Origin of the sequence: Flaviramulus aquimarinus, assembly GCF_039543205.1 — a bacterium.
GTDB classification, from domain to species: Bacteria; Bacteroidota; Bacteroidia; order Flavobacteriales; family Flavobacteriaceae; genus Flaviramulus_B; species Flaviramulus_B aquimarinus.
In genome coordinates this window covers 599,431-611,560 of sequence record NZ_BAABJH010000001.1, presented here as the reverse complement: position 1 = coordinate 611,560, position 12,130 = coordinate 599,431, and the positions used below count along the sequence as shown (strand labels likewise).

Here is a 12,130-nt window from a genome sequence, read left to right as displayed (position 1 = left end):
GAATACCAAAACATGCTAACCTCACTTTCCATAAAAAACTACGCTCTAATTGATAACCTTCATATGGATTTTAATGATGGCTTTTCAATAATTACAGGAGAAACAGGAGCAGGAAAATCAATATTATTAGGAGGCTTATCTTTAATTTTAGGAAAGCGCGCAGATTTAAATAGTTTAAAAGATTCATCTCAAAAATGTATAATAGAAGCTGTTTTTAATATTTCCAGTTATAATTTAAAAACGCTTTATAAAGATGAGGATTTTGATTATGAAGCTCAAACTATAATTAGAAGAGAAATATTACCCTCAGGAAAATCTAGAGCCTTTGTAAATGATTCGCCAGTTAATCTAAACAGTTTGCAATTACTTGGAGAACGTTTAATTGATATCCATTCTCAACATCAAACGTTACAACTTACTAGTAATACCTTTCAGTTTCAAGTTATTGATGCCTTAGCAAATAATGAAGATGAGCTACAAAATTACAAGAAAGAATTAAAAAGTTACAAAAATCTTCAAAAGGAACTTGAAGACCTTTTGGATTTTAAAACCCAAGCCATTAAAGAGCATGATTACAATTCGTATTTATTAAATGAATTGATAGAAGCTAATTTAGTTCAAGGGGAATTAGAAACTTTAGAAGAAGAATATGAAACTTTAAATAACATAGAAGGTATTCAAGAAAAACTTGCTGAAGGATATCAACTATTAAATGAAGATGAATTTGGAATATTATCAAAGCTTACAGCGTTAAAAAATGGACTCCAAAAACTATCTGGGTTTTCATCAAAATATGAAGATGTATTTAACAGGGCCAATAGTAGTTTAATTGAAATGGATGATTTGTTTAACGAGATTAATGAATTGCAAGATGGTTTGGATGCAGATCCAAATAGACTTGAAATAGTTGATACTAAGTTGAAGATGATTCATAATTTAATGCAAAAACATGTTTCAGCTGATATTTCAGAATTAATAACAATTAAGAGTCAACTTGAAGAAAAAGTAGCAATCACTGAAAATTTAGACGATACGATTCAAAAAAAACAAGACGAAATAGCCTCAAAAGAAAGCCATTTAAATAGTATTTCAAAGGATATTCACAAAAAGCGTAATGTAGTTATTCCAGAATTAAAACAACAGTTAGAAACTATTTTGATTAGTTTAGGGATTCCAAATGCGCAATTTAAAATAGAAACTCTTTATTCTGATGCGTTTTTTACTAATGGAAAAGATGTATTGTCATTTTTGTTTTCAGCTAACAAAGGAGGCAGTTTTAATGAACTTAAAAAAGCAGCTTCAGGAGGCGAGTTATCAAGAATTATGTTGGCTATTAAATCCGTTTTAGCAAAATATATTCAAATGCCAACCATTATGTTTGATGAAATTGATACCGGAGTTTCAGGAGAAATATCAAATAAAATGGGTGATATCATGTTGGAAATGAGTAAAACAATGCAAGTATTTTCCATAACACATTTACCCCAAATTGCAGCAAAAGGGCATTCACATTTTAAAGTGTACAAGGAAGATATTAATGAAGTTACACAAACTAATTTGATAAAATTAAATCACGATGAACGTATTGTGGAGATAGCACAAATGCTTGGTGGTGTAGAAATGTCAACATCTGCAATAGCTCATGCAAAAGAATTACTGAATTAAAATTTTAAAAGTTTAATGATTAACGTTTAAAGTTTTTTAAATTTGATGTCAGAACGTATAAAATAACTATCTTAACAACATACAACTAAATAAAAATCCATATGTCATTTAATTTACTAAAAGGGAAAAGAGGAATTATTTTTGGAGCATTAGATTCAAATTCTATTGCTTGGAAAACAGCAGAACGTGTTCATGAAGAAGGAGGGCAATTTGTTTTAACCAACGCTCCAGTAGCCATGCGTATGGGGCAAATTAATGAGTTAGCAGAAAAAACAGGTTCTCAAATTATTCCTGCTGATGCAACATCTGTAGAAGATTTACAAAAATTAGTTGAGCAATCTATGGAGATTTTAGGAGGTAAAATTGATTTTGTATTGCACTCTATAGGAATGTCAATAAACGTTAGAAAAGGTAATCATTATACAGATCAAAATTATGCATGGACACAAAAAGGGACAGATGTTTCTGCGATGTCTTTTCATAAAGTTATGCAAACTTTGTACAAAGCAGATGCAATGAACGAGTGGGGAAGTATTGTGGCTTTAACTTATATGGCAGCGCAACGTGTATTTCCTGATTATAATGATATGGCAGATAATAAAGCCTATTTAGAAAGTATAGCACGTAGTTTTGGATACTTTTTTGGAAGAGATAAAAATGTACGTGTTAACACCATTTCGCAATCTCCAACACCAACAACTGCTGGTAGTGGCGTAAAAGGATTTGATGGTTTTATAGCCTATGCAGATAAAATGTCGCCTTTAGGTAATGCAACAGCTTTAGATTGTGCTAATTATACAGTATCTCTGTTTAGTGATTTAACTAAACGTGTTACCTTGCAGAATTTATTCCATGATGGTGGTTTTAGTAATATGGGCGTTAGTGATGCCGTTATGAGTACCTTCATGAACGAAGACTAAAAAATAAAATTAATATTGAGATAAAGCCACCCTTAAAACGGTGGCTTTTTTGTTAGCGAAACTCAGATTTATAAAGTTGTTTACAACGCATATGACTTTATAGGTTTCACTAACCCCGCTTAAGAACAGAATCTGAATTTTACTGAATAACTAAATAGCCAAAATCTTAATTTTTGTTATCCGTTTATTTACTTTTGTGTTATGCAGTTAGCGTTTTCATTTATTATTCCCGTATATAATCGTCCAGATGAGATTGAAGAACTTTTACAAAGTTTTGAGACTTTAGGAGACGTTATACCTTTTGAAATTGTAATTGTAGAAGATGGCTCAACAATACCCTCAAAAGGCATTGTTGATACTTATAAAAACAAACTAAACATATCGTATTTCTTTAAAGAAAACTCAGGCCCAGGAGATTCAAGAAATTATGGTATGAAACACGCCCAAGGCAATTATTTTATTATTTTAGATTCCGATTGTATTTTGCCTAAGCAGTATTTAAAAATAGTAAGCCAAAGCCTTAAAGAACATTATGTAGATTGTTTTGGAGGTCCAGATGCGGCCCATAAATCGTTTACAAATCTTCAAAAAGCTATTAATTTTTCAATGACTTCTTTTATGACCACAGGAGGCATTAGAGGAAATAAGAGTAGCGTTAATAAATTTCAGCCACGAAGTTTTAATATGGGATTGTCAAAAAAAGCTTTTTTAGATTCAAAAGGTTTTGGACGTATTCACCCTGGCGAAGATCCAGATTTATCTATTAGATTATGGAATTTAGGCTATAAAACCATGTTAATATCAGAAGCTTATGTATATCACAAACGGCGTATTTCTTGGCGTAAGTTTTATAAACAAGTTAATAAGTTTGGGCTAGTTCGACCAATTTTAAATAAATGGCATCCACCAACAAAAAAAGTAACCTATTGGTTTCCAATACTTTTTAGTTTAGGCTTAATTGTTTCCGTATTGTTGTGGTTTCTTGATTTTAAATGGCCATTAATGGGCTATATATTGTACTTTGTCGTAGCATTTATATTGGCTTTGTCGAATACTAAAAGTTTAGTTGTTTCATTTTTGGTAATACCAGCAATTTTAGTGCAGTTTTTTGGATATGGATATGGCTTTTTAAAGTCTACATTTGCTGTTTCAATTTTAAACAAAGAACCAGAAATACATTTCCCTGAGCTATTTTTTAAATCGAAATGATAAAAAAGTTAAAATCAGAAATATTAACCTCAATTAAAAATAAAAGAATCAATGTGTTTCTTCTATTTTTACTATTTGCATTTATTATTTTATTATTTACGAAGTTATCTAAAACGTATACCAATACTTTAGCTTTTGATATTGAAAAACTAAATGTTCCTCAAGAAAATATTATTATAAATGATTCGGTAAAACTAAATATTACATTAAAAACACATGGTTTTAAATGGCTTAACTATTATATATCAAAGCCAAAAATCAAAATAGATTTCAGTAAAGATGTTTACAAGAAAGAAGATGTTTTTGTTTGGAATAAATCTAAAGCATATTTAAATAATACACAATTTGATAAACAAGTCGAGTTACTGAATTTATCACCAGACACACTAATGTTTAGATATGGAGTTAATTTGGTTAAAAAAGTTCCCATTAAGCTAAATGCTAGTCTAAGTTTTATCCAAGGTTATGATATGTCTAATACATTAACTTCTGTACCAGATTCTGTTAATGTTATTGGCCCTAACATCATAGTATCAAAAATTGATTTTATAGAAACAGAGCCCGTTGTTTTAAGCGATATTAGGGCACATGTATCAGAAACAGTAAAACTAAAATTACCTGAAAATAATTCAGATTTAAAATTGTCTAGCAGTGAAGTTATTTTAGAAGCTACAGTTGAAAAGTTTACTGAAGGTACTTTAAAGGTTCCTATAAACATAGTCAATACACCAAAGGAGATAACACTAAAATACTTTCCAAAAGAAGTTAGCGTTTCATATTATGTAAGCTTAAGTAATTTTAAAAGTATTACAAGTAAAGATTTTAAAGTAATTTGTGATTACGCTAAGACTAATGAAAATCAATCTTTTTTAGCTCCAGAATTGGCTAAAACCCCAGATATAGTGAAAAATGCAAAAATTAGCCAACAGCGCATCGAATTTATAATTACAAAATGATTATAGTAGGACTTACAGGAGGTATAGGAAGTGGTAAAACAACCGTAGCAAAAGCATTTAAGGCTTTAGGCGTTCCAGTTTATATAGCAGATGAAGAAGCTAAAAAACTCATGAATAAGTCAAAAATCATCAAACGAAAACTCAATCAACTATTTGGAGAAAAGGCTTATGTTGATGGTAAACTGAACAAACCATTTATTGCTAATATTATATTTAATGATAAAACCTTTTTGCAAAAAATGAATGCCATTATCCATCCAAGAGTAGCAAAACATTTTAAAAAATGGGTGTTAAAACAAGAAGCACCCTATGTTATTAAAGAAGTTGCTATTCTGTTTGAAAATAATGGTCATCACGCATGCGATTATGTGATTACAGTAACTGCTCCTAAAGCATTAAAAATTGAGCGTTTACTTGAGCGTGATGATACATCTAAAGAAAAGATAGAAGCTATTATGAAAAATCAATGGACAGATGCCGAAAAGGTTAAACTTTCAGATTTTGTGATTGATAATACCTCTCTCCATGAAACTAAATCACAAGTGCTTGAAATTCATCAAGAAATAAGCAATAGATTTTAAAATTTAACATTTTTGTTAATGTAAGGTTAAAAGGTAAGTGTGCTAAATGTTAAAATGTTAATTTTGAATGATGAGCAAAAGAATATTCATCCTATTAATAATACTAATGAGCTTATCACTTATAGGTATTATTTCTATTCAAGCTTATTATATTAATGATTCGGTTAATAACGAAAAGGAACGATTTAAATTTAATGTCAAAACAGCATTAAGTTATGTTTCTAATACGATTGAAGATAACGAATCAGAAAAGTACTTTGCAAAGTATTTAAGCTTAGATAGTGATGAAAAAACAGATGAAGATGCTATTTCACAATTGCTAATTTATCAGAAAAACAATAGTACCAAAGAAACGCTCATTTATAGAAGTAATGTTTTAGAAGAAAACTATAAGTTATCTTCTTCGCTCTTTGACATTGGTTTAGATAGCCTTGATATAAAGAATATAATAGGGAGTTCAACCGCTGAGATTTATAGTAATACAGAGTTTTCTGAAAAAGATATAAAAAGCCCTATTTCAAAGATTATTAGAAGTGGTAGTTTAGATGAAGCACAACGCCTAAGTTTTGAAAGGAGTTTTAAGGAAATTTCAAAACGAACACCAGTACATAAACGTGTTTCAGAAAGTGAAATTAGAGAACTATTATCTAATAGGCTTAAAAAGGATGGTATAGATATCGATTTTGAGTTTGCTATTTATAGTAGTGATTTAGCAACAAAAGTGCGAAGTTATAATTTTGAAAATGACATAAAATCAACGTTTAGTGTGCCTATTTTTTATGATGAAAATAATCAAAGTCTTTATAAGCTGTTAGTGAATTTTCCAGATGACAGAAAGTTTATTCTATCTGGTGTTATTGGTATGATTTTATTGTCCATTGTTTTTACATCTATTATTATACTTGCTTATACAAGTGCTTTGTTTCAATTGGTTAAGCAACGTAAGATTTCCGAAATAAAAACAGATTTTATAAATAACATGACGCATGAATTTAAAACGCCTATAGCCACTATTAATTTGGCTTTAGATGCAATTAGAAATCCGAAAGTTATTGACGATAAGAGTAAAGTATTGCGTTACCTTACCATGATAAAGGAAGAAAACAAACGGATGCATGCACAGGTTGAAAACGTATTAAGAATATCTAAATTAGAAAAGAACGAATTAAATATTAGTAAGGATAGAGTGGAGTTACACGACTTAGTCGAAGACGCTATAACACATGTTGAACTTATAGTAGAAAATAGACAAGGTTATATTAAAACTTTTTTTGATGCTGAACAATCATCGGTTTTAGCTAATGAAACACACTTTACTAATGTTATTGTTAATATCCTGGATAATGCCATTAAGTATTCTCCAAATGCACCTAAAATTGAAGTGTATACAGAAAATGTAGGCACCAATATTTTGTTGAAATTTAAAGATTACGGCAGTGGTATGAGTAAAGCGGCTGTCAAAAAAGTGTTCGAAAAATTTTATAGAGAGCACACGGGAAATATTCATAACGTAAAGGGTCATGGCTTAGGTTTGGCTTATGTTAAACGAATTGTAGAGGACCATCAAGGTCATGTATCAGTAGAATCAGAAAAAGACAAAGGAAGCACTTTTATTATAAAGCTTCCGTTAATATCATAATTATGGAAGAGCACAAAAAACGAATATTATTAGTAGAAGACGATCCTAATTTTGGAACCGTTCTTAAGGATTATTTAATGATGAATGATTACGAAGTTACTCATGCCAAAAATGGTATGGAAGGTTTTGAAAAATTTAAGAAAGACGATTTCGATTTATGTATTCTAGATGTTATGATGCCTTATAAAGATGGGTTTACATTAGCCAAAGAGATTAGAGAAAAAAACACAGATGTACCTATTGTTTTTTTAACTGCCAAAACCATGAAAGAGGATGTGTTAAAAGGTTATAAAGTAGGAGCAGACGATTATTTAAATAAGCCTTTTGATAGCGAAGTGCTATTAATGAAAATAAAAGCAATAATGCAACGTAAAGCTACAGAAACTATATCTGATAGTAAGCAGTTTGAATTTAAAATAGGAGGTTTTGATTTGAATTCAAAATTACGTTTCTTAAAATATAATGGTGGAGAGCCTGTAAAATTATCACCTAAAGAAAATGAATTGTTACGTTTATTAGCATTACATGAAAATGATTTAATGCCTCGTGAATTAGCTTTAACTAAAATATGGCGAGATGATAATTATTTTACCTCGCGTAGTATGGATGTATACATAGCCAAATTACGAAAGTACTTAAAACTAGATGAAAAAGTAGAAATACTTAATATCCATGGAGAAGGGTTTAGGTTAGTTGTAAATACCTAAAAAAAACTTCAGTTGGCAATAATTTGATAAAACTAGCTAAATAACTATCATGGAATTATTCAACTATATCTCGATTGCCTTTTTTCATTCGTTTAAACGGCTGCAGTGCTTAGACTTCTGGACGGATTGTCCTCAGCAACCAATAAGGAACGTAGATATATAGTTTACTTATTATTTAAAGTAATTCAGTTAATAAGTATTATTACTAGCTTTTTGGCAGTATGGGCACATAGAGATCTGGAAGGTTGGAAATCATATACGTTTACTTAACCAATCTTTAAACTCATAAAAGTTTTGAGGAGCGACACCATGTCCTACAGGAAACTCAGAGTATTTGTGCTTAATACTTAGACTATTTAAAAAAGGTGCATTTTGCCTAGCCCAATCCACAGGAATGACTTGGTCCACACTTCCGTGGGAACAATAAAAATCTAAATTTGAATAGTTTCGACTTTCAATATCTTCGGGAAAAATAGCTTTGTTTACATAACCACTTAAAGCCACAATATTTTTGACTTTTTCTGGATAGGTTAAAGCCACGGCATAACTTAAAATAGCACCTTGACTAAACCCTAAAAGCGATACATTATTCTTATTAATAGGATAAACTTCAGTAGCTTCATCAATAAATTTTGATATTAAATCGCGAGATGCTTTAGCTTGTTCATTATCACTCCATTTACCTTTTTCAGCATCAAAATTAATAGCATACCAAGCATTCCCATAAGGTTGCATTTGGTAAGGTGCTCTAACCGAAACGATATATAACTCTTCAGGCAATTCATTAGCAAATGAAAATAAATCGTTTTCGTCACTACCATAGCCATGTAGCATGATTAGTAACGGTGCATTTTCTGTTAAACTAGATTCGCGAATAACGTGATGTAAAGAAAGTGACATGTCTACCATTTATTTTCCCATATTAGCAAATATTTTTTGATAGAAAGCTCCAACAAGCGGTACAGTTTGAGCTTTTCTTCCAATAGCATTTGTAAACCCATAAATAAAAAGTACAGCAAAAAACAAATAAAAACTAGAGGTTACTAACCAACTATCAAAGCTTCCTACGATATAACCCAATGCCCAGAATGTAAGCCATAAGCCTAAAGATTGTCTAATATGGAAACTAGCAAAAGTGCTTTTGTTTTTATCTTCATTGTTCAAGTAATAAGCAATTATAACGCCTATGATAGTTATATAACTTATAATGGCATTTTTTCGCCCACGTTCAATATCTTGTTTAGTCATTATTATGAGTTTAGAGCTATTTTATTATTTGATATAATACCGTAAACCTGCCCTTTTAAATATTCATTCTCAAAAATGGCATTCTTGGATTTTGAAACGATATTACTTTTTGAAAATGTATATTTTGTATCTGGATTAAAAAGTGTAATATTTAATGTGTTTCCAATGTTTATAGGAGTATTTTCTAAACCAAATCTTGATTTCCCTTTAGTTAAAAGGTCAATGGTTTTCTTTATTGTAAATAAAGATTGAAGTGCGCCAAAAGCACTTTCTAAACCAATAACACCATAGTTGGCATGGTCAAATTCTACTTTCTTTTCCTCTATATCTATAGGGTTGTGGTCAGTTGTTATCATATCGATGGTACCATCTTTTAGTCCTTCAATTAGAGCTTCCACATCATGTTGTGTACGTAATGGCGGTAGTACTTTATAGTTGGTATTAAAGTCTGTTAGTACCTCATCAGTAAAATATATGTTATGTATTGCAACACTACAAGTGACATTCAGTTTTTTCTTTTTAGCTTCTCTAATCAGTTTTACAGAAGTAGCAGTTGATATGGTTGGAATATGTAATTTACCATTAGTATACTCAAGTAAAAACAAATCGCGAGCTACTTGTAATTCTTCTGCTAAGGCGGGATTGCCTTTTAAACCAAGGGTTGTACTTGTTATGTTTTCATTCATAACCCCAAGTCCTGAAATTTTGTTTTCTTGTGGAAAGGAGCAAACCAGCCCGTTAAAATTACTTGCATATTGCAAAGCAATTTTCATAAGATTTGGATTGGAAATGGGTTTCTTATAATCGTAAAAGGCTACCGCACCTGCAGTATTCATATCGTAAAGTTCTGCCAAACCTTCACCTTTACTTCCAACGGTTAGAGCGCCAATTGGTAACAAAGTGACTGCATTATGGTTTGCTTTAGAATTGATAAATGTAATATCTGAATTGGAATCTATTACAGGATGGGTATTTGCATTTAAAGCAACCGCTGTAAAGCCAGAGGCCGCAGCTGTTTTAAGTCCATTTTTAATGGTTTCTCGTTCTTCAAAACCAGGTTCACCAAAACTTACACTACTATCAAACCAACCTTGCGAAATATGTAGATTGTTTAATGTTATTACTTGACAGTTTTTAGGAGTTTTAATTTTGCTGGCTATTTTAGCAATCACACCATTTTCAATTAATAAATCTTGAGTTGTATTATGAAACTCGCTTTTTGAATCTATTATGGTGGCCGATTTTATAAGTATGTTCATTTAAAGAGTTTTAAGATGAGCATTTCAATAATCAATAACGCTAACGCAAAAATAACAAACCATTTCCACAGCGCATTAACTTTTGTATCACTTTTTATGGTATTAAATATTTCTGTAATGGAATTGCTAAGGTTTATATTGTATGAATTAGCAAGATTTCTATAAGTCAAATCACTTTCATTTCTATTATAATTATAACTCACATTTTTAACGGTTTCATTTTTGTTGGTTATGATATATGTTGCTGCAATAGAAGGGCTTTCAGAAGTGTTTATTATAACTTTATTGTTAAAATACTGTTGCTTTGGTATAATATTTACGGCATCACTTACTAGGGATAAAATAGCATCTTGCTGTAATTGTGTTTCTACATCATAACTATTTTCTTCACCAATGGTATAATACAATTCAGGGATCCTAAAACTTTGTTTTGCAATATTATAAAGTGTTGGAACAATTAATGGCGAATTTTTAAAACTAGAATTTTTAGTATTTAGGGCAGAAGTAAAGACAAAACTATTTTTGCTTTGTCCCAAGAATAGTTTGCCATCTTCAAATTGTAAAACGGAGGTTATTCTATTTGAAGAGATATTATAAAAATTGTTCACTTTTGGGTATTGAAAATTTTTAACTTGTTTCTCAAAAACACCGTTGTTATAAATGGGATGTGAATAGTTAATTGTAGTTATGTGTTTTTCAGATGAAACTAAATCACTAAAATTAGTATTGTAATTATTTAATAACTGATTGTATGATGTTTTATTAATAGCTCTTGAAGGGATAATAATTAACGAGCCACCTTGATTGGTAAATTGTTTTAAAGCTGAAGTTAATGCTATGGGAATAGTTTTTAATTCGTTTAAAACAATAAGATGCTGCGCGTCTATTAAGTTATAATTTAATTGATTGTCTTGAACTGAAGTATAATTAAATTCTCCTTTGGTATAAATACGTTTTAAAAAGGAATCATCAGTGGCATTAATGGTTAAAACTTTAATTTTGGAGGCATTATTAAAATTGAAAAATAAACTATTATCAAACTGTAAGTTTGTATCGCTTATAGTTATCTTTCCATTTATAACTTCGTTTACTGGAAGTGTAAAAGTAGTTTCTGCGTCTTTGCTAATGGCTACAGATGTTTTTGCAATAAGGACATCATCATTATAAAGTGAAACGGGTAAATTTTCAACAGTATCACCATTGTTTTTTAAGTGTACTTTTAATTCGATTGAAGTCGCGGTAGTTTTCGAAATAAAAGCACTATCAATTGAAATATTGTTTGTGTTTATTGGTTTTAGTTTTACAAAATATAAGTTAGTTAACGAATCCGTTATCGGGTAAAAATTAGATTCATCTTGCTGAAAATCAGAGATAAAAACCAAGTTTTTTAAGGCGTTTTTTTCATTGCTAAAAAATGTTTGACTCTTTAATAAAGCTGCTTCTGTAGTTAGTTGGTTTGATGAATAGCCTAACTGTAATAAATCATTTTTGAGAGCTTTTATACTAGTTTTTTTATAGACGTTATTATTCGTAATTACGGATATTTCATCGCTATTTGGCACATGACTAATAATATCTTGAACGGCACGTTTTAAAAGTTCGCCTTCATTGCCTTTAGCTTGCATACTAAACGAATTATCTAAATAAATAACAGTTTCTTTTTTTGCTTTAAAAGTATTGACTTTAGAGATAAATGGCTCTGCAAAAGCAAAAACAAGGGCAGCTAAAAGCAATAACCTGGTACAAAGAATTAACCATTTTTTTATTACCGAACTTTTACGGGTTTGCATGGTGGCTTCTTTTAAAAAAGCGACATTGGTAAAATCTATTTTTTGGAATTTACGTAATTGAAATAAGTGAACAATAATGGGGATGAGCAGTAAAAATAATGCGTAAAGAAGTTCTGGGTGTTTAAACTGCATATCTTTTTTAGATTGAACAAATAT

Annotated in this window: 11 protein-coding genes; 7 read left to right on the top strand and 4 right to left on the bottom strand. The window is 30.3% G+C overall.

Translation table 11 applies throughout. The features are described from left to right. Positions 1–12: 12 nt before the first annotated feature. The 7 genes from recN (at position 13) to ABD941_RS02675 (ending at position 7,677) form a co-directional block, all read left to right on the top strand. Complete coding sequence (gene recN, locus ABD941_RS02705; protein WP_345272480.1) at positions 13–1,665, top strand: DNA repair protein RecN; 1,653 nt, start codon at positions 13–15, stop codon at positions 1,663–1,665. A 101-nt stretch (positions 1,666–1,766) separates the two neighbouring features. Further along, positions 1,767–2,585 carry an enoyl-ACP reductase FabI gene (locus tag ABD941_RS02700; RefSeq protein ID WP_345272478.1) on the top strand — a complete coding sequence of 273 codons (819 nt, stop codon included), beginning with the start codon at positions 1,767–1,769 and terminating at the stop codon, positions 2,583–2,585. 201 nt (positions 2,586–2,786) lie between these two features. Further along, on the top strand, positions 2,787–3,794 hold the full coding sequence (locus tag ABD941_RS02695) for a glycosyltransferase family 2 protein (RefSeq protein WP_345272477.1): 1,008 nt from the start codon (positions 2,787–2,789) through the stop codon (positions 3,792–3,794). Continuing rightward, the gene (locus ABD941_RS02690) at positions 3,791–4,750 is read left to right on the top strand and encodes a CdaR family protein (RefSeq protein WP_345272476.1); all 960 of its coding nucleotides are present in this window, start codon (positions 3,791–3,793) and stop codon (positions 4,748–4,750) included. Before ABD941_RS02695 ends, ABD941_RS02690 begins: the two co-directional genes overlap by 4 nt. After that, the gene (gene coaE, locus ABD941_RS02685) at positions 4,747–5,331 is read left to right on the top strand and encodes a dephospho-CoA kinase (RefSeq protein ID WP_345272475.1); all 585 of its coding nucleotides are present in this window, start codon (positions 4,747–4,749) and stop codon (positions 5,329–5,331) included. Before ABD941_RS02690 ends, coaE begins: the two co-directional genes overlap by 4 nt. Positions 5,332–5,437: 106 nt before the next feature. After that, entirely contained in the window at positions 5,438–6,970 is a 1,533-nt protein-coding gene (locus ABD941_RS02680; RefSeq protein WP_345272473.1) for a sensor histidine kinase, read from the top strand. Positions 6,971–6,972: 2 nt separating this feature from the next. Then, positions 6,973–7,677: a response regulator transcription factor gene (locus ABD941_RS02675; protein WP_345272472.1), complete on the top strand. Its 705-nt coding sequence runs from the start codon at positions 6,973–6,975 to the stop codon at positions 7,675–7,677. A gap of 252 nt (positions 7,678–7,929) precedes the next feature. Here the strand turns inward: ABD941_RS02675 and ABD941_RS02670 are convergent, their stop codons facing one another. From ABD941_RS02670 to ABD941_RS02655, 4 genes are read right to left on the bottom strand one after another with little or no spacing between them, the layout of a single operon-like run. Further along, a complete protein-coding gene (locus ABD941_RS02670) occupies positions 7,930–8,586 on the bottom strand; it encodes an alpha/beta hydrolase (RefSeq protein WP_345272471.1) in 657 nt (218 codons plus the stop codon). Next, a complete protein-coding gene (locus tag ABD941_RS02665; RefSeq protein WP_345272470.1) occupies positions 8,587–8,925 on the bottom strand; it encodes a hypothetical protein in 339 nt (112 codons plus the stop codon). A 2-nt stretch (positions 8,926–8,927) separates the two neighbouring features. Next, entirely contained in the window at positions 8,928–10,184 is a 1,257-nt protein-coding gene (locus ABD941_RS02660) for a dihydroorotase (protein WP_345272468.1), read from the bottom strand. Further along, positions 10,181–12,106: a vWA domain-containing protein gene (locus ABD941_RS02655; RefSeq protein ID WP_345272467.1), complete on the bottom strand. Its 1,926-nt coding sequence runs from the start codon at positions 12,104–12,106 to the stop codon at positions 10,181–10,183. Before ABD941_RS02655 ends, ABD941_RS02660 begins: the two co-directional genes overlap by 4 nt. Positions 12,107–12,130 lie beyond the last annotated feature (24 nt).